This is a genomic window from Streptomyces thermoalcalitolerans (assembly GCF_039525155.1).
Lineage (GTDB): Bacteria > Actinomycetota > Actinomycetes > Streptomycetales > Streptomycetaceae > Streptomyces > Streptomyces thermovulgaris.
Map to the genome: position 1 here is coordinate 45517 of NZ_BAAAHG010000031.1, position 17555 is coordinate 63071.

Below are 17555 nucleotides of genomic sequence, written 5' to 3' on the forward strand. Positions count from 1 at the left end.
GAACGGTCGCCATGGACGCGGACGTCATCGTCGTCGGAGCCGGCCTCGCCGGCCTGGTCGCCGCACACGAGCTGACCAGCCGGGGCCGCCGGGTCGCGCTCGTCGACCAGGAGAACGCCGCCAACCTCGGAGGGCAGGCGTACTGGTCCTTCGGCGGGCTGTTCCTCGTCGACTCCCCGGAGCAGCGCAGACTGGGCATCAAGGACTCCTTCGACCTGGCCTGGAACGACTGGCGGGGCAGCGCCCGGTTCGACCGGCTGGAGGACGAGGACTCCTGGGCGGTGCGCTGGGCACGCGCCTATGTGGAGTTCGCGGCGGGGGAGAAGCGGTCATGGCTCCAGAGCCACGGCATCACGCTGCTGCCCACGATCGGCTGGGCCGAGCGCGGTGATCTGCGCGCCGACGGCCACGGCAACTCCGTACCGCGCTTCCACATCGCCTGGGGCACCGGCACGGGCGTCGTGGAGCCCTTCGTCCGCTACGCCGAGCAGGCCGCCCGCGACGGGCTGCTCACCTTCCACCACCGGCACCGGGTGGACGAACTCGTCATCGAGAACGGCGCGGCACGCGGGGTGCGCGGCACGCTCCTGGCCCCTGACGACGCACCGCGCGGAGTCGCCTCCAACCGGGAGGAGACCGGCACCTTCGAACTCACCGCCCAGGCCGTGGTCATCGCCACCGGCGGCATCGGCGCCAACCAGGACACCGTCCGCCGCCACTGGCCCGCGAGACTCGGCACGCCCCCCTCGACGATGGTCACCGGCGTCCCGGCCTACGTCGACGGGCGGATGCTCGACATCAGCGCGAAGGCGGGCGTCCGCCTCGTCAACCGCGACCGCATGTGGCACTACACCGAGGGCGTGCGGAACTGGAACCCCGTCTGGCCCGGCCACGGCATCCGCATCCTGGCCGGCCCGTCCTCGGTCTGGCTCGACGCGCTCGGCCGCCGGCTGCCCGACCCCTGCCTGCCCGGCTACGACACGCTGAGCACCCTCCGATATCTGCGGACCACCGACGACCTCGTCGAGCACGACCACTCCTGGTTCATACTGACCCGGAAGATCGTCGAGAAGGAGTTCGCCCTGTCGGGCTCCGAGCAGAACCCCGACATCACCGCCAAGGACCGCAGGGCGGTGCTGCGCGACCGGCTGCTCGGCAAGGGCGCGCCCGGACCCGTGCGGGACTTTCTGCGGCACGGCGCGGACTTCGTGATCGCCGACACCCTCGAGCGGCTCGTCGAGAAGATGAACGGTCTGACCGACCGGCCGCTTCTGGACGCGGCCGAGGTCAGACGCCAGATAGAGGCCCGCGACCTGCAACTGGCCAACCCCTTCAGCAAGGACGCGCAGATCCAGGGCATCCGCAACGCCCGCCGTTACCTGGGCGACCGCCTCGGCCGGGTCGCCGCCCCGCACCGCATCCTGGACCCGGAGGCCGGCCCCCTGATCGGTGTCAAGCTGCACATTCTGACCCGCAAGACCCTCGGCGGCATCCAGACCGACCTCGACTCACGCGCGCTCGGCGCCGACGGGCAGGTGATCGACGGCCTGTACGCGGCCGGTGAGGCCGCCGGGTTCGGCGGCGGGGGCGTGCACGGCTACAACGCCCTGGAGGGCACCTTCCTCGGCGGCTGCCTGTTCTCCGGGCGCGCGGCGGGACGGCACGCGGCACGGCAGACCGCCTGACCGGGGCGGGGCGGCCCGTCTCCCCGCACCCGGGGAGACGGGCTCACTCCCTCAGCAGGTCGGCCAGCACCGCGGCGTGCCCCCTGTCCGGCGCCCTGGACGCGGTCACCAGGGTCACACGGCCCTGACGGGACAGCTTCCGGACGTGTTCGAGCCGCTCGGCGGCCTCCGGCTCGGCGAGCTCGGCCTCGTAACGGCGCCGGAACTCCTCGTACGACCCCTCGCCGCCGTGGTACCACCGGCGCAGCCCGGTCGACGGCGTCATCGCCCTCGGCCACTCGTCGATCCGCGCGTCCTCCTTGGAGATGCCCCGTGGCCACAGCCGGTCCACCAGGACGCGCACACCGTCGTCGGGCTCGGGCGGATCGTAGACGCGACGCACACGAACGCTCACGGTCGGACCTTTCTCGAGAGGCAGTGGTACTCCCTGGGGTGCTCCCCGACGGGAGCCTAGGACCCGCCACCGCGCACAGCACGGAACACATGGCTTCGGACACGTGGTTCCGGACGTCTCCCGGGGTACCCCGAGCGCCTGAGGAAGAGGGAGACCACGGAAGACCACGAGCATGAGCGCATCGGACGACGAGCTGCGGGTCGTGCACGCGCTGGCCGAGCTGGCCGCTCTCGTCGAGCGGCACCGGGGACTGTACGTCCGCTGGTCGCGTGGCCCCGCGACGGATCTCGGCGCCACCTCCAGCACCGACGAGCTCACGGGCGTCGCGATGCCGGGCCTGTCGGCCAACTCCCTCGACGTGGAGGAGTGGTGGCAGGACCGGTCCCTGCACCTGTGGGTGGCACGCCGGCTGTACGACTACGCGCACCTGCCCCATGAGAAGGGCCCCGGTGTGCGTCCCTGGGTCCTCAGGGGCCGTGAGCGGGGCCGGGGACCCGACAACGAGCCGCTGGTGGCCGACGCGGAGCCGCTGTGCTGGATCGGCTCGGAGGTCATCGAGGAGGCACGGACCGAGGTGGAGCGGCAGGAGGCGAAGTGGGGGCCGCTGCGCCGCTCCGGAGCCTGACCGGACCGCCGCGCCCTCTCACTGCTCGCGCATCCCCCAGGGGGAGCCGTACTCCGTCAGCAGATCCAGGAAGGGACGGGCCGGGAAGGCCTCCGGGCCGAGCACCCCCGCCCCGGTCCACACGCCGGCGGCCACCAGTTCCAGGGCGACCACGGGGTTGACCGCCGTCTGCCACACCACGGCCTGGCAGCCGTACTCGGCCATGGACCACTGGTTGTCGACCACGTGGTACAGGTACACCTCGCGCGGCGCACCGCCCCGGGTGCCGCGCACCCAGGTGCCCGCGCAGGTCTTGCCGTGCATCCGCTCGCCCAGCGTCGCCGGGTCGGGCAGACAGGCGGCGACGACGTCCCGCGGCGAGACGGCGACCGGTCCGTCCGGACCCGGCACGGTGACCGGTGCGGTGCGGTCCAGGCCCAGCCGGTGCAGCGTCTTGAGGGTGTCGATGAACTCCCGGCCCAGCCCGTACTTGAAGGTCACGCGCCGGGCGTCGATCCAGCGCGGGACGAGCAGCACCTCCTCGTGCTCCACGTTCACGCACTCGATCTCGCCGATGCCCTCCGGGAAGTCGAACACCTCCGGTTCGCTGAACGGCTCGGTGGTGAACCAGCCCCGTCCGGCCTCGTACACCACCGGCGGGTTCAGGCACTCCTCGATGGTGGTCCAGATGCTGAAGGACGGAGCGAAGTCGTGGCCCTCCACGGTCAGATCGGCGCCGTCGCGGACGCCGATCTCCTCGATCTCGTCGAAGAGCTCGTCGGCCGCGTACCGCGCGAACACGTCCGACAGGCCGGGCTCCACTCCCATGCCGACGAGCGCCAGCGCGCCCGCCTTCTCCCACTCCTCGGCCAGCGCGAACTGCTCGTCGCCGAGCTTGACCCCGCACTCCTCGTACGGCTGCTCGGGATGGGGCCGGGACAGGGACATCGCCATGTCCAGGTAACCGGTGCCGGCCGCGCGGGCCGCCCGGAACAGGGGCATGACGAAACGCGGGTCGGTCGCGTTCAGCAGCATGTCGCAGCGGTGCCGGGCGAGCAGGGCGGCCACCGCCGCCTCGTCGCCCGCGTCGACGCGTTCGGCGACGAACCGGCGGTCGTCGCCGAGAGCCGCCACGGCGGACTCGGCGCGCCCCCGGTCGTAGTCGGCGACGACCATCGCCTCGAAGAACGGGCGGCGGGCCGCGATCCGGGTGATCGCGGTGCCCACACCACCGGCTCCCACGAGCAGTACGCGCATGACGAGAACTCCCTCTCGGGCTCGGTCGGAGAAGAAAAAGGGGTGGATGAAGGGACGAGTGGGGGAGGCCTCCGGTCTCGATTACAGGTGTGCCGCTCCGATAAGGTCAACCGTGTTGGCATAAGAGCGAGGAGGGGCCGTGCCCAAGCCGGTGGTTCCCGAGGAGAAGCGGCGCCGCCGCCGTCCCACCCGGAGCGGCACCGTGCTGTCCGAGCGTCTGATCGTCGAGACCGCGATGCGCCTGCTGCGGGAGCACGGCAGCACGGGGCTCACCGCCCGCCGGCTCGGCCGGGCGCTCGACTGCGACCCGAGCACCCTGTACCGCTACTTCCGCGGCATGGACGACCTCGTCCTGGCCATCGGCGACGCCCTCATCGGGCAGGCCCTGCACGGCTGGCGGCCCACCGGCGACTGGCGGGCCGACCTGCGCGAGATGGGCCTGCGCATCCACTCCGCCTACGTCGCCCATCCGCAGGCCGCACTGGTGACCGCCAACCGCGTGACCGGCCGGGCCCATGAGCTGGCCGCCGACGAAGCCGTCCTGGACGTGCTGCGCACGGCCGGTTTCCCGCTGCCGGACACCGTGCGGATCTACCACGCCTTCATCGACCAGACCCTGGCCTTCGCCGCACTCGACGCCGCCTCCCTGGCCCTGCCGAGCGCCGCCCTGCGCTCCGACGAGGAGATGTGGCGCTCCACCTACGCCCGTCTGCCCGCCACCACCCACCCGCGCATCGCCGAGGCGGCGCCCCTGCTCGTCACCCGCATGGTCACCAGCGCCTACCCGACCGCGCTGGAGATGCTGCTGGACAGCGCGCAGGCCCGGCTGGAGCGCCTGCGCACGGGCGGACCCGGGACCGGGAAGCCCAAGGACACGACCGGTGCTGAGATAGTGGACCCTTCACCGATGGATGTACTGACCAACCAGGAAACCCGTGGACACCAGCGAGAGCACCGACACCAGCGAGAGCACCGACACCAGCGGGAGCACCGCCGGCAGCACCCCGACGCCCGCTGAGGACACCGACGCTCCGAAGCCGCGTGGATCCGGCTGGCGCCGCTGGGCCATGGACACCCGCCCGCTGCGGCGCCCCGCCTTCCGCCGGCTGTGGTGCTCGACCGTCGTCACCGCGGTCGGCAGCCAGCTCACCGCCGTCGCCGTACCCAAGCAGATCTACGACATCACGGGCTCCTCCGCCTGGGTCGGCTACGCCAGCCTCGCCGGTCTGCTGCCGATGGTGGTGTTCGCACTGTGGGGCGGCGCGGTCGCCGACACCATGGACCGCCGCACGCTGCTGCTGATCACCAACAGCGGCATCGCCGTCACCTCACTGCTGTTCTGGCTGCAGGCCGTCGCCCGGCTCGACTCCGTCGTGGTGCTGATGGTGCTGCTCGCCGTGCAGCAGGCCTTCTTCGGGCTGAACTCCCCGGCCCGCAACGCCTCCATCGCCCGGCTGGTCCCCGCCGGGGAACTGCCCGCCGCCAACGCCCTCGGCTCGACCGTCATGCAGACCGGCCTGGTCGCCGGCCCCCTGCTGGCCGGCGCGCTCATCCCCGTCATCGGGCTGGCCGAGCTGTACCTCATCGACGCGCTGGCCCTGTGCGTCACCGTGTGGGCGGTGCTGCGCCTGCCGCCGCTGCCTCCGCTGACGGACTCGGCCAGACGCCGCGCGGGAGTGCGGGAGATAGCCGCCGGATTCCGCTACATCTCCGGGCACAAGGTGCTGCTGCTGTCCTTCCTCGCCGACATCATCGCCATGGTCTGCGGCATGCCCCGCGCCCTGTTCCCGCAGCTCGCCGCCGAGACGTACGCCGCCTACGGCGAGGGCCTGGCGCTCGGCCTGCTGTTCGCGGCCATCCCCGTCGGCGCGGTGATCGGCGGGCTGTTCTCCGGCACCTTCTCCCGGGCACGCCGGCACGGCTGGATGGTGATCGGCGCGGTCACCGCCTGGGGAGCGGCCGTCGCCGGGTTCGGGCTGAGCGGCAGCCTGTGGGTCGCGGTGGCGTTCCTCGCGGCCGCCGGCGTCGCCGACATGGTCTCCATGGTCTTCCGCGGCGCCATCCTGCTGTCCGCCGCCACCGACGACATGCGCGGCCGGATGCAGGGCGTCTTCACGGTCGTCGTCGCGGGCGGCCCGCGCCTGGCCGATGTGCTGCACGGCACGGCCGGCTCGGCCTTCGGCCCGCGCGCGGCCGTCGTCGGCGGCGGTCTGCTGGTCGTCGTCCTGATGCTGGGTCTGGCGGCGGCCGTACCGGCGCTGCGCCGCTACCGCGTCTGAGCCGGGACCCGTCCGGCGATCCCTCTCCCGGGTACAGAGCCTCCGGCGGGCGCGGGGCCCCTCGCGGCGGGCGCGGACGGCCCCGGGCAGGCCCTAAGGGGAACGCCGGGGCAGCTCGTACTGCTCCAGCAGCTGGCGCCGGGTCATCTCCAGCCGGTGGGCGAGGACCTCGGCGACGCTCCGCACCAGGGACAGTCCGAGCAGGGGGTCCTCCACGCACAGGGCGAGCACCGCCGGGCCGTCGAACTCGTAGGCGCGCACCGGGCTGAACGCCTCCGCGGTGAAGTCCCACTGGTACGGCGGGAACAGCCAGGACCAGCCGAGCAGGTCGCCCGCGCCCAGACTCGCCACCTTCACCCGGCGCAGGGGCGTCACCTGCTGGTACAGGTACACGGCGCCGGAGCGGATGACCCAGAAGCGGTCGGCGGTGCCGCCCGCCTCGAAGATCCTGGTGTCCTCGGGGAAGGAGACCTCCCGCGCGAGCTCCATCAGGCGGTCCCGCTGCTTCTGGGGGAGGGCGGTCAGCAGTTTTATCGCTTTGGTCATGGCCCGGGGCTCCTCGCCGGCGATGGGTTCCGCGCATGTGCCTCATGCCCATTTCAGCCGTTGCGGGCACCCCGGGCACCTCGGCGGCGGAAGGCGTCCTCCTCCCGCCCCGGCGAGGGCTGTCCGGGCGGCCCGCGCCGGGGCGACGGGCGGTCGGGCATCTCCCGGGCCGGTCCATGAGCGTCCGCGACGCCGCCGGCGACAGGCGGGCCGCGTGTCCACGGCGAGCACTCCGGGCCGGGAGCACGGTGCGCATCATGAGGTGTGTCAGTACCCGGAGGGGACGGAATGAGTCGGCATCCGGCGGACGGAAAACCCGGGGACATGAAAAGCCCTGGCTGGACGGGGGAAACCAGCCAGGGCCGCATGCGACGCGTACGGGGGACTCCTCGGGTCGACCCCGTCGCCGCGTGTGAATGAACTTTAAACGGTCCCTCTTCCTTTCACGTAATCGGGGCCCGCTCACGTGATCGGATTCACTCCGTTGATCACTCGGTGCCGCCCGCGACCGCCCTCGGGCCGACGGGACCGGACCGGACGCGACCGGCTGCGGCCTCCCGCCGGCCGGCGGCTTCCTTCACGGTCCGCGGGCGCCTGTCAGTCCTGCTCGGTGTGCCTGCCCGGGGTGAGGATCTCGTCCAGCACCCGCAGCACGGCCTCGTAGGCCATGACCCGCACGGCCGCCTCGCGCGCGGCGTCCGGGTCGGCCGGCCCGAGGGTGTCGCGGCGGTCCCGCCACCGGCGCACCTCTCCCACCGCGCAGGCCCTGGCACGCTGGATGCGCCGCAACAGCTCGTCCGAGTCCACGACGTCGGTCATGCCCTCCCCCTACCCGCTCGGCGCACGGTGATGGCTCTTCCGCGGGCCGCCGATGGGAAGGTTTGGCGGCGCGTGCGGGGGCTAGCCGGACTGAGAGGGCCTGCGACGCCGTACCGAGGCAGGTCCGTCGCCGGGCCCGGCTTTCTGCTTCACCCCTCAGGGAGCGAGGAGAATGTGCGAAAGGCACAGTGCCACCCCCCTCGTCGAGGTGGTGTGCGCCGCGGACGGCTCCGGGCAGTCCCGGCCGTGCAAACCGGCCGACGCCCGCCGGGCGGTGGAACGCGCGATCGACGAGTGCTGCCGTGCGAGCCGCACCCCGTGTGACGCGCATGCCCTCTCCGACGCCCAGCTCGTCGCCTCGGAGCTCACGGCCAACGCGATCCTGCACGGCGGCGGAGTGACCGGTTTCCACGTCGACCGCGTCGGACGCGGTGTGCGGGTCTGTGTGAGCGACCGCAGCGACCGGCTGCCGGTGGTCCGGCCGCCGGTGGACCGCCAGGGCCGGCGCCGGGTCGGCGGGCGGGGCTGGCCGATCGTGTGCCGGCTGGCCCATGACGTCCAGGTCTGCGATCTGCCCTCCGGCGGCAAGTGCATCAGCGCCGTGGTGCCGCTGTCCTGAACCGCCCGGCCCGCCCCGACCGCGCCCCTCGGAGGCTTCCCCCTGGCCTGCCCGGCACAAAAATTACGGAAAGCGTAGTTTGCCCCTTCCGTCACCGGGCAGACGAAACTTTGTGCTTCGGACCGGAGGCGCGTCAGCGGGAGCGACAGTGCTGCCCGGGTAGGCCTGCGGGTGACCGGGCAGCATCACACCTTCCGCGGTAAGTCCCTGAAACCTCCCCCCTCTTCAGGAGCGATTCCGCATGCGCATCGACACGTCGGCGAGCTGTTCCGGCACCTCCTCCGACACCTCCGAGGACCAGCACGCTTCCGCCCGGCGGCAGCACGACGACGCCCCCGACACCACCGCTCTCTTCAGGCGCCTGGCCGCTCTGGAGGACGGGCCGGAGCGAGAGGCCGTCCGCGACGAACTCGTGACCGCGTGGCTGCCCATGGCACACCGCATCGCCGGCCGTTTCCGCGACCGCGGCGAGTCGATCGAGGACCTGCGGCAGGTGGCGGCGCTGGGCCTGGTCAAGGCCGTCGACCGGTTCGACCCGGACCGCGGGGCCTTCGAGAGCTACGCCGTGCCGACCATCACCGGCGAGGTCAAGCGGCACTTCCGGGACCGGATGTGGGCACTTCGCGTGCCACGCCGGGTGCAGGAACTGCGCAACAAGGTGCGCGTGGCGCGCCGTGAGCTCACCCAGAACCCCGGCAGCCCCGAGCCCCCGGTCTCCGCCGTCGCCGCACACACCGGGCTGACCGAGAACGAGGTGACCGTCGGGCTGGAGGCCCTCGACAGCTTCAGCACCCTGTCCCTGGACGCCGAGATGTCCTCCGGCAGCGACGGGTACAGCCTCGCGGACACACTCGGCTCCTCGGACGCCTCGTACGACGTCGTGGTCGACCGGGAATCCGCCAAGGAGGGACTGCGCAGGCTTCCTGAGCGTGAACGTGCCATTCTCTACATGCGTTTCTTTGAGGACATGACACAGAGCCGCATCGCGGACCGGCTCGGCATCTCCCAGATGCACGTCTCCCGGCTCATCAGCCGCAGCTGTGCCCGGGTGCGCGACGAGGTGCTGGCCGAGCGGGCCAACCGCCGTGGAGGCGGACCGCGGCCGTCAGCCGTCCGGCGACCGGGGGGAGTGACACCGGGCGTCTGAGCCCGCCCGTGCGGGGAACACGGAGCGGATGAACGAAGACGAGCTTCCGCCCGACGGCAGGGCCGTGGAGGTATACCTCGCCCTGCTCCGTGTCCGGATGCCCGAGGAGGACTACGAGCGGCTGCTGGAGGTCGTCACCCCCGTTCTGCGGACGATCGAGGAGCAGGGCATGCCCTCCGCGGACCTCCCGCTGGAAGGCGCTCAGGCGCAGGGCCTTCCCCAGGAGATACGCGACGAGGCCGCCCTGGTCATCGCCACCGCGGTCACCGGCCGGCTGGACAACGAGCTGGTCGTCCTCGACATCGAGGAGACCGGGCCGGTCCGGGTGGTCACCGACGCCGCGTCCGCCGCCGACCCGGCACGTCTCACCGAGATCGCCGACTGCATCCGCGACCGCCACCGGGAGACCGAGGAACTGCGCGGGATCGCCGAGGCCAGCGGCATGCCGACCGACTTCTGACCGCACCGCGGCGCGGCCCGCCGTCCGTCCCGTGCACAGCGGGCCGGCCCCTGCCGCACCCGGCCGCACGGCCGGGTGCGTGTCACCGCGCGGGTTCCGGCGCGGGGTCCGGGGCGGGGTCCGGCACCGGAACGCCCAGAGGGCGGGCCAGGCCCACCACCGCCTCGTCCAGGCGTTGCAGATGCCGCAGCACCCGGCCGGTGACCCGGTCGTACCGGGGAGCGTCCGGCGTCCCCTCCGTGTCCGGCTCCGCGTCCAGCAGGGAGGCGATGCTCGGGCCCCGTTCGATCCCGGCGGTGGTGTGCTCGTCGGTCAGACGGGCGACGAGCGCCGCGATGTTGCGGGTGATCCGGCCGCAGACCTGACGCAGCCGGGGATCCCCGGCGATCGACGGATGGGCGGGCAGCAGCTCGGCCGTCGCCGCCAGCGACCTGGTGTGGTAGGCGCAGGTCTCCAGGAGCGCCATGACGTACTGGACGGTGCTGCGCCGTGCCCGCATCGGCGTGACCGGATGCGTCAGCGGCTGGGTGGCCGCCCGCAGGTCGCCGAGCGCCTTGTCCAGGTCGCGCGCCCGGTCGAGCAGATCGGCCGCCGGTTTGCCGCTGAGCTGTTCGACGGCGGCGCCGGCGGCGTCGGACAGCCGCTGAAGCACCGTGACGAGCAGCTCGTCGGTACGGCGGCCGGTGCGCACCGGCAGCACCAGCACCGCCGCGACGATCCCGCAGGCCACGCCGAGCGCCGTCTCCTGCACGCGCAGCAGCAGCACCGCCGGGCTGTACGCGTGCAGCAGCGAGTACAGCAGCCCCAGGGCCGCGGTGACGAAGAAGGACATCAGCGTGTGCGACAGCGAGGCCGTGTAGAACATCAGGAAGACGAACACCAGCACCAGGCCCAGCGCCGGCCAGGTGGCCGGTCCGATCAGCCCCACCAGCACGATCCCGGCCGCCACACCCAGCACGGTGCCCACCAGACGGCGGTAGCCCTTGACCAGGATCTCGCCCGTGGAGGAGGTGTTGACGAAGACGATCCAGCAGGTCAGCACCGCCCAGTACCAGCGGTGGCTGGAGAGGAACTCACCGCCGGCGATGGCCAGCGCCGACCCCACCGAGACCTGCACGGCCGCACGTGTGGTGGGACGCTCCAGCCCGGTCGGGGCCCGCTCCTCCCGTTCGGCCTCCGCGGCGCCCGCGATGGCGGCGTTCTCGGCGTCCAGCTCCTCGCGGGAACGGGTCGTGGCGGGCGTGTCGTCGGACTCGTCCTGCGGCTCGTCCAGCGCGGCCCTCAGACCCAGCACCGCGCGGGCGGTCTCGCCGATGCCGCGGAAGACGTCCCGCACGGCAGGCGGGGCGGACGGCAGGTTTTCCTCCTCGCGGTAGCCCAGGAGCCGGTTGCGCACCTGGGCCAGGGCGGTCCTGCCGTCCTCCCCGGCGGGCCGCAGGACGAGCAGCACCAGCGCCCGCAGGTCGCGGCGCAGCGTCCCGGCCACGTCGTCCCGCACCGGCAGCCGGCCGCTCGCGGGGACGGACGCGCCGGGCAGGTGGAGGGTGAGCGTGCTCGCCCGTTCGGCGCTGCGGGCGTTCAGCAGGAGCAGCCCCAGCCGTTCGGCGGCGATCTCGGCGTCCGCGATCCGCCGCTGCACCAGCTGGGCCACGGCCTCGTCGGAGGTGCCCTCCTGGAGCCGGGACTGGATCATCATGGCCGTCTCGTGCAGCCGGGCCGTGCCCTCGCGCACCGCCCCCAGGGCCTTGCCCACCTCGTCCGGACCGGCGTCCAGCAGCTCCAGCTGGGCCTCCACCAGCTGGGCCAGACGCACCCGGAACGCCTCGCGCAGCCGCTGCAGAATGCCCGCCGGCGTCTCGTACACGATCACGAACCGCACCAGCGCGCTGCACAGGAACGCGATCACGACGACGCCGCACAGCCCGGGCAGCACCGGCACCGTGGCCCCGACGAACAGCGACATGAAGTAGGCCTGGAAGCCGATCAGCCCCAGCGCGTTGCCCCGGTCGCCGAACCGGCGGCTGTAGACGGCGCAGAAGATCAGGGCGAGGAAGAAGAGGTCCCCGGCCACGACGCGGGAGTGGAGCAGCGCGCCGAGCGACAGGGACACCAGCGCCACCGGAAGACCGAGAGCCAGCGTGACGGCCTGCCGCCGGCGCTGCCTCTCGCGGATCGCGAAGGTGGCCACCATCGCGGCGAGCGCCCCGGCCACCAGATGCCGCACGGGCAGGTCCAGCGTGCCGAGCACGGCCAGCGTCAGCGCGATCGAACCCGAGGTCCGCACCCCCGCGGCCAGCCTCAGCAGCCCGGGGTCGGATGCCGCGAGACGGTCCCGCAGCCACGTCCACACCGGCGTCCTCGCTGTTCCCACGCCGCCGCACCCTCCCGTTCCGCGTCGTGATCCGCCCGCCCGGCGGGGCACACCGGGGCCGGACCGCTCCGTCCTGTGCCCGGCCGTCCCCGGGGGACGGGGCCCGCACGGTGTCACCGGCCGGTGCCGGGCGTGCGGGCCCCGTCGGTCCGCGGAGCCGTGGACGGCGTGGGCCGAAGACCTCCCGGCTTCCGGCGGGCAGGGGGGTCAGAGCCGCCCGGAGTGCTCCCGCGCGACGTACTCCCGTACCTGGTCGGGGGACATGTACGCGTGGGTGTACTCGAAGTCCGTCAGCTTCGCGGGCCGGCGGGACTGGAATCCGGTGCGGACGAAATCGTCTCCGGCGACCGCGTTGAGCAGCCAGTTCGTCGCGACCCTGGTCTTGGCGACGTTCGTGCGCATGGCCCCCAGGTGATAGCCGCGGGTCACCACCTGGGCGGGCAGCCCGTGCAGCTCCAGACCCAGGGGCCTGGCGACCGCGTCCTTGCCGCCCAGGTCGACGACCAGGCCCAGGTCCCTGTGCCGGTACGGCCGCATGGGCCGGCCCCGCAGGGCCGCGATGAGGTTGTCGGCGGCCTGCCTGCCCTGCCGCGTGGCGTGCTGCGCGGTCGGCGGACAGACGGCTCCGTCGCCCTCGGCCAGGTCCGGCACGGCCGCGGAGTCGCCGAGCGCGAACACCCCGTCGTAGCCGGGCAGCGTCATCTCGGCGGTCACCGCGAGGCGCCCCTTGACCGTGTCCGCGCCGAGAGTGGCGATCAGCGGGCTCGCCACCACGCCCGCGGTCCAGATCAGGGTGTGGGTGGGCACCACCCGGCCGTCGGTGAGGACGACCTCCTCCGGCCCGACCCGGGAGACGGACACTCCCAGGGAGATCTCGACGCCCCGGCGGCGCAGGTACTCCTGGGCACTGCGGCCCAGCTTGTCGCCCAGTTCCGGCATCAGCCTGGGCGCGATGTCGATCAGATGCCACTTGATCAGCGACCGGTCCAGACGGGGATAGCGCCGGACGGCGGCGTGCGTCAGGCGCTGCAGACAGGCGACGGTCTCGGTGCCGGCGTACCCGCCGCCGACCACCACGAACTGCAGCCGCGCGGCGCGCTCCGCCGGATCGTCGCTGGCGTCGGCCAGGTCCAGCTGGCAGATGACGTGGTCGCGGATGTACGCGGCCTCGGCGAGCGTCTTCAGCCCGAAGGCGTGGTCGGTCAGGCCCGGGATGTCGAACGTCCGGGTGACACTGCCGGGGGCCAGCACGATGTAGTCGTACGGCTCGTCGACGACACGGTCGGTGATGGTGCGGATGACGCAGACCTTGGCCCTCAGATCCACGCCGATGGCCCCGCCCGGAATGATCCGGGTGCGGTACTTCGTGCTGCGCCGCAGGGAGAGGGCGATCGACTGGGGCGTCAGCACCCCCGAGGCGACCTGGGGCAGCAGCGGCAGGTAGAGCTGATAGGAGACCGGCGTCACCAACGTGATGTCGGCCTCGCCGGGGGAGAGCCTGCGCTCCAGACGGCGGACGCACTCCACACCGGCGAAGCCTGCGCCGACCACCAGGATCCTGGGTCGTGTCACGGTGTTCATCCCTTCTGCGGCCCGGGCGGCTCGTCCGGCGTCGTGCGACTGCCCCGGATCACCGCCTTCGCACCTTTGGTCCCGTCGGGCCGCCGGTCGCCGTCCGGCACGGTCCGTTTCCCACGAGTTCCCGGGATCGGGTGCCGTATCGCGCGCACGGATGCCCCGGGCCCGTTCCGGGGGACCGGCGGACCGGGGTGGGGGAGGGGCGTGGCCTCGGACCGGCGGATCAGGGGTGCGGGAGGGACGCGGCCTCGGACGGGGGCCGTACGGAGGGCAGGCCGGTCGTGCCGGTGAGGTGCGACAGCAGGAGGCAGACGTCGTCGTCGCGTTCGGAGTCGCTCAGCAAGGGGGCCAGGAGGCGGTCGGCCGAGCCCTCCAGGTCGGTCTCCAGTTCCGCGGAGTCGAAGGTCCCGAGCGCCGTCGAGAGCCGGGCGATGCCCGGGTCCAGGCCCTGCGTCCGCCGTTCCACCAGGCCGTCGGTGTAGAGCACCAGCGTCGACCCGGGGGCCAGGCGGAGGGTGTGGTCGCCGATCTCCTGGTGCAGCGGGATGCCGAGCATGGCGCCGGGCTTGGCGTCCAGGACCTGCACCCGGCCGTCCGGCAGACGCAGCACGGGCGGCGGATGTCCCGCCACGGCCCAGGTGAGCGTGGGATCGCCGGGACGGAAACGGGCGATGACCGCGGTGGCGTACAGGTCGGGCTGCAGATGGTGCAGGAACGCGTGCAGCCGGGTCAGCAGCCGGCCGGGGCTGCCGCCGTCGGCCGCGTAGGCGCGCAGCGCGGTGCGCAGCTGGCTCATCATCACGGCCGCGTGCAGTCCGTGCCCGGTGACGTCGCCGACGACGGTGATCAGGCTGCCGTCGGCCTGCCGGAAGGCGTCGTACCAGTCCCCGCCGATGTTCAGTCCGTGCGTGGCCGGCAGATACCGCGCGGCCAGGGCCAGGCCCGGCATGGTGGGCAGCTCGGTGAGCAGGGCGCGCTGCAGCGTCTCGGCGATGTCGCGGTTGTGCTCGAAGCGGCGTGCGTGGTCGAGGGCGACGCCGGCCCGGCGGGTCAGCTCGATCAGCATCACGGCGTCGTCCGGGGCCCAGCGCTCCCCGGGCGGTGACAGCGTCAGCACGCCCAGCGAGGCCCGCCGCGCGAGCAGGGGGATGCACAGCAGCGGCCGCCCCGGGCTCAGCGCGGACGGTGGCTGGTCGTCGACCCCCGGCAGGCCGCCGGGGTGGTCGGCGGCGTACTGCGGGCGCTCGGTGCGGGCGGCGAGCACGGCGGCAGCCGGCCGCGGGGCGGACCTGTGCCGGTCGTCCTCCTGGTCGAACAGCCATATGTCGACACTGTCGGCGTACCGGGGTATCAGCAGCTCCGGCAGCCGGCGCACGATCTCCTCGTAGTCCAGCGAGGCGGTCAGCGAGGCACTGGCGTCCGCCAGGAACGTCAGCCTGCGCCGGGCGTCCTCCGCCTCGGTCCGCGCCTTGCGCTCGGCGGCGAACGCCTCGTGCTGTGCCCGCCCGGCCGCGTCCAGCTCGGTGTGCAGGGCCAGGACGCCCTGGTTGGTCTGGCGCAGCCTCTCCTGGTGGAAGGCGACCAGCCTCTCCTGCCCGGCGAGTCTCTCCAGGGCCAGCGCGGTCTCCTCGTCGGCGTCCAGCAGCGCCTCGGCCAGGACGGCCGGATCGTCCGGGACGTCGTCGTCCGCCGGGTCGCCGTCCGGCGGCTGTCCGGTGCCCAGGCAGGCGACGGAGATGTGCCAGGGCGGCTCCCCGGCGGCGCTCGCCTCCCGGTCCGGCGACAGGATCAGGTGTAGAAGCTTCTCGTCGCTGTCGGACGCCGGGACCTGGAAGGTCAGCTGCCAGGTGCCGTTCTTGGTCAGGCACTGCCGCAGCCGGGCGCCGAGGTCCGTGACCAGCCGGGTGCGGTCGGGCGTGGTCACCCCGCAGGCGGCGGCCAGACGGGCGACGGCGATACGGGCTCGTGCCGCGTCGGTGACGGTGCTGATCCGCCAGGTGCGCATCATGGGTACCCCGCCGGGGTGGGGGCCGGAACGGTCACGGCAGTGTCGTCCCGCACCGGGCGGACGGAACCGCCGGTGCCCGGAACGACCGCGGCCCGGCCTGCCTCCGCCGTCTTCCGGGACAAGGCCCGGGAGGCAGCGGACACGGTCCGGAGGACGGTCCTGTCGGTCCGGCGCCGGGCCGCCCGCCCTCGCCGGCGGGACGGGAGGGCCCCGGCCGGGGGAACGACGCTGCGGTGCCCCCGGGCGGTGGCCGTCGGGGCGCGGTCACCCGGCGCACGCCCGGCGGTCACGCGTGTGGTCACCATGCCGTCGCTCCCGGTCGTCCCGTCCGAGGCGCGAGCCCCCGGGCCACGGGTCCCGTACGACGGCATTCCACGCCGCCGCGCCCGCACGGCCCCCTGCGGCGGTACACCGGCCGGTGCCCGTGTCCGCCTGGCGGCTCGAACCCCGCTGCTTCGTTCAGTCCTGCTCCTTGCTCTCCCCCGGCGGCCGGTCCACCAGGGCGAGTGCGTCGTCGGCGGTCCTGGAGACCGGGACCGTGATGCTGACGCCCGTGAGGTCGAGGATACGGCGCACGGCCGGAGCGGGGTCGATGATGTGCACGCTGCCCGGCCGGTCACGGACCTCCTGATACACGCGCAGGATGATGTTCATGCCGGAGGAGTCCATGAAGGGGACACGGGAGAGGTCGAACAGGAAGTGCCGCCTGCCGTGATGGAGCTGGTTGGCCAGATGGGCCTGCAGCTCGGTCGCGGTGTCGGCGTCCAGGCAGCCCTCGACCGTGAGCAGGACGACGTCCTCGCGGGGCAGGGTGACCTCGACGGACAGCGGGTTCTGGGCAATGGGCACGAGTACCTCCAACGAGAGCCGGCGACGGGTGCCGGTTACCCCCGTCGGCGGCTGAGAAGCGCACCGGTTCCGTGATCGGACTCTCCTGCCGCCACCGGTGATGACCGCCCTGCGTGTCCTGCCCCTACCCCGGTGCCGAGGGCCCATGCGCGCCCGCGGGAACCGGCGGCGCCCCTACGGCAGCGGCGTGCCCCCGGTGGCGTTGAGCACCTCGGCCGTGATGAAGCCCGCCCTTGGTCATGGCGTAGTCCAGCAGATGCGGACTCGGCCTGTACACCTGCACGGACGTGGTGTTGATGACCGAGGCCCCGGCGCCCATGTGCGGCAGCGCCATCGTGCACAGCCAGGACATGCCGTACAGGTTGGTGCGCACCACCCGGTCGAACTGCTCGGTGGAGACGGCGCCGATGCCGTCCGGCTGGGACATCTGGTACGCCGCGTTGCCGACCAGCACATCGATGCGGCCGAACTCCGCGACCGTGCGGTCCACCAGCTGCCGGCACTGCCGCTCCTCACGGATGCCGCAGACGACCGGCACCGCCGTGCGCCCGGCCTCCTCGACCAGCCGGACGGTCTCCTGGGCCTCCTTCTCCTCCTCCGGCAGACGGGTGAGGACCACGTCGGCCCCCTCACGGGCGAAGGCGATCGCCACGGCCCGGCCGATGCCCGAGTCACCACCGGTCAGCAGGGTCTTGCGGTCGGTGAGCAGACCGCTGCCCCGGTACGGCTCCTCCCCGTGGTCCGGCGGCGGGTCCATCGGGCCGGTCCAGCCGGGATGCCCCTGCTCCTGCTGCGGGAACCCGGGCCGCGGATGCCGGGTCGTCGGGGCCTGCGGACGGTCGTCGGCCATGGTGCGCCTTTCGTGGGGTACGCCCGTGGGCGACGGGCGTACGGGCGTGTGCCGCCGCCTCCAGGTGCCCCGGCGGACACGGCGCACAC

15 protein-coding genes and 1 pseudogene are annotated in these 17555 nt (G+C 73.2%); 7 read left to right on the forward strand and 9 right to left on the reverse strand.

Annotated features, from left to right (window positions below; translation table 11 throughout):
• Positions 1–11: 11 nt before the first annotated feature.
• Positions 12–1685 carry an FAD-binding dehydrogenase gene (locus ABD224_RS18240; RefSeq protein ID WP_344051089.1) on the forward strand — a complete coding sequence of 558 codons (1674 nt, stop codon included), beginning with the start codon at positions 12–14 and terminating at the stop codon, positions 1683–1685.
• Between the two features lie 43 nt (positions 1686–1728).
• Here ABD224_RS18240 and ABD224_RS18245 read toward each other — a convergent pair whose 3' ends face one another.
• Positions 1729–2079 (reverse strand): DUF488 domain-containing protein, encoded by a 351-nt coding sequence (locus ABD224_RS18245; RefSeq protein ID WP_344051091.1) that lies wholly within the window; start codon positions 2077–2079, stop codon positions 1729–1731.
• 172 nt (positions 2080–2251) lie between these two features.
• On the opposite strand from ABD224_RS18245, the gene ABD224_RS18250 reads away from it, so the two are divergent.
• Positions 2252–2704 carry a DUF6098 family protein gene (locus ABD224_RS18250; RefSeq protein WP_344051093.1) on the forward strand — a complete coding sequence of 151 codons (453 nt, stop codon included), beginning with the start codon at positions 2252–2254 and terminating at the stop codon, positions 2702–2704.
• A gap of 18 nt (positions 2705–2722) precedes the next feature.
• Here the strand turns inward: ABD224_RS18250 and ABD224_RS18255 are convergent, their stop codons facing one another.
• Positions 2723–3940 carry a saccharopine dehydrogenase family protein gene (locus tag ABD224_RS18255; RefSeq protein ID WP_344051095.1) on the reverse strand — a complete coding sequence of 406 codons (1218 nt, stop codon included), beginning with the start codon at positions 3938–3940 and terminating at the stop codon, positions 2723–2725.
• A 139-nt stretch (positions 3941–4079) separates the two neighbouring features.
• Here ABD224_RS18255 and ABD224_RS18260 point away from each other — a divergent pair.
• Together ABD224_RS18260 and ABD224_RS18265 are read left to right on the forward strand one after the other, a co-directional pair.
• A pseudogene (locus tag ABD224_RS18260) lies at positions 4080–4778 on the forward strand (TetR/AcrR family transcriptional regulator); the annotation flags it as partial.
• A gap of 97 nt (positions 4779–4875) precedes the next feature.
• Positions 4876–6219, forward strand: coding sequence for an MFS transporter (locus tag ABD224_RS18265; RefSeq protein WP_344051097.1), 1344 nt, complete (start codon positions 4876–4878; stop codon positions 6217–6219).
• 93 nt (positions 6220–6312) lie between these two features.
• On the opposite strand, the gene ABD224_RS18270 is transcribed toward ABD224_RS18265, so the two are convergent.
• Positions 6313–6765 (reverse strand): cyclic nucleotide-binding domain-containing protein, encoded by a 453-nt coding sequence (locus tag ABD224_RS18270; RefSeq protein ID WP_344051099.1) that lies wholly within the window; start codon positions 6763–6765, stop codon positions 6313–6315.
• A 597-nt stretch (positions 6766–7362) separates the two neighbouring features.
• Positions 7363–7584: a 3-deoxy-D-manno-octulosonic acid transferase gene (locus tag ABD224_RS18275; RefSeq protein WP_344051101.1), complete on the reverse strand. Its 222-nt coding sequence runs from the start codon at positions 7582–7584 to the stop codon at positions 7363–7365.
• Between the two features lie 172 nt (positions 7585–7756).
• Here ABD224_RS18275 and ABD224_RS18280 point away from each other — a divergent pair, with 172 nt between their 5' ends.
• The 3 genes from ABD224_RS18280 (at position 7757) to ABD224_RS18290 (ending at position 9810) form a co-directional block, all read left to right on the forward strand.
• A complete protein-coding gene (locus ABD224_RS18280) occupies positions 7757–8203 on the forward strand; it encodes an ATP-binding protein (protein ID WP_344051103.1) in 447 nt (148 codons plus the stop codon).
• Between the two features lie 241 nt (positions 8204–8444).
• Positions 8445–9350 (forward strand): SigB/SigF/SigG family RNA polymerase sigma factor, encoded by a 906-nt coding sequence (locus ABD224_RS18285; RefSeq protein WP_344051105.1) that lies wholly within the window; start codon positions 8445–8447, stop codon positions 9348–9350.
• 28 nt (positions 9351–9378) lie between these two features.
• Positions 9379–9810 (forward strand): hypothetical protein, encoded by a 432-nt coding sequence (locus ABD224_RS18290; protein ID WP_344051107.1) that lies wholly within the window; start codon positions 9379–9381, stop codon positions 9808–9810.
• A gap of 82 nt (positions 9811–9892) precedes the next feature.
• Here the strand turns inward: ABD224_RS18290 and ABD224_RS18295 are convergent, their stop codons facing one another.
• The 5 genes from ABD224_RS18295 to ABD224_RS18315 form a co-directional block, all read right to left on the reverse strand.
• Complete coding sequence (locus ABD224_RS18295) at positions 9893–12148, reverse strand: FUSC family protein (protein ID WP_344051134.1); 2256 nt, start codon at positions 12146–12148, stop codon at positions 9893–9895.
• Between the two features lie 240 nt (positions 12149–12388).
• Entirely contained in the window at positions 12389–13762 is a 1374-nt protein-coding gene (locus ABD224_RS18300; protein ID WP_344051109.1) for an NAD(P)/FAD-dependent oxidoreductase, read from the reverse strand.
• 220 nt (positions 13763–13982) lie between these two features.
• Positions 13983–15767, reverse strand: a complete 1785-nt coding sequence (locus ABD224_RS18305; RefSeq protein ID WP_344051111.1) for a PP2C family protein-serine/threonine phosphatase — start codon at positions 15765–15767, stop codon at positions 13983–13985.
• Between the two features lie 459 nt (positions 15768–16226).
• A complete protein-coding gene (locus ABD224_RS18310; RefSeq protein ID WP_344051113.1) occupies positions 16227–16616 on the reverse strand; it encodes an STAS domain-containing protein in 390 nt (129 codons plus the stop codon).
• A 124-nt stretch (positions 16617–16740) separates the two neighbouring features.
• Positions 16741–17466, reverse strand: a complete 726-nt coding sequence (locus ABD224_RS18315; RefSeq protein WP_425581000.1) for an SDR family NAD(P)-dependent oxidoreductase — start codon at positions 17464–17466, stop codon at positions 16741–16743.
• Positions 17467–17555 lie beyond the last annotated feature (89 nt).

Bases quoted from the DNA above. Each gene is read 5' to 3' on its own strand.
- ABD224_RS18240 (WP_344051089.1), top strand. From the start codon at position 12: ATGGACGCGGACGTCATCGTCGTCGGAGCCGGCCTCGCCGGCCTGGTC.
- ABD224_RS18250 (WP_344051093.1), top strand. From the start codon at position 2,252: ATGAGCGCATCGGACGACGAGCTGCGGGTCGTGCACGCGCTGGCCGAG.
- ABD224_RS18255 (WP_344051095.1), bottom strand. From the start codon at position 3,940: ATGCGCGTACTGCTCGTGGGAGCCGGTGGTGTGGGCACCGCGATCACC.
- ABD224_RS18270 (WP_344051099.1), bottom strand. From the start codon at position 6,765: ATGACCAAAGCGATAAAACTGCTGACCGCCCTCCCCCAGAAGCAGCGG.
- ABD224_RS18275 (WP_344051101.1), bottom strand. From the start codon at position 7,584: ATGACCGACGTCGTGGACTCGGACGAGCTGTTGCGGCGCATCCAGCGT.
- ABD224_RS18280 (WP_344051103.1), top strand. From the start codon at position 7,757: ATGTGCGAAAGGCACAGTGCCACCCCCCTCGTCGAGGTGGTGTGCGCC.
- ABD224_RS18285 (WP_344051105.1), top strand. From the start codon at position 8,445: ATGCGCATCGACACGTCGGCGAGCTGTTCCGGCACCTCCTCCGACACC.
- ABD224_RS18290 (WP_344051107.1), top strand. From the start codon at position 9,379: ATGAACGAAGACGAGCTTCCGCCCGACGGCAGGGCCGTGGAGGTATAC.
- ABD224_RS18300 (WP_344051109.1), bottom strand. From the start codon at position 13,762: ATGAACACCGTGACACGACCCAGGATCCTGGTGGTCGGCGCAGGCTTC.
- ABD224_RS18305 (WP_344051111.1), bottom strand. From the start codon at position 15,767: ATGATGCGCACCTGGCGGATCAGCACCGTCACCGACGCGGCACGAGCC.
- ABD224_RS18315 (WP_425581000.1), bottom strand. From the start codon at position 17,466: ATGGCCGACGACCGTCCGCAGGCCCCGACGACCCGGCATCCGCGGCCC.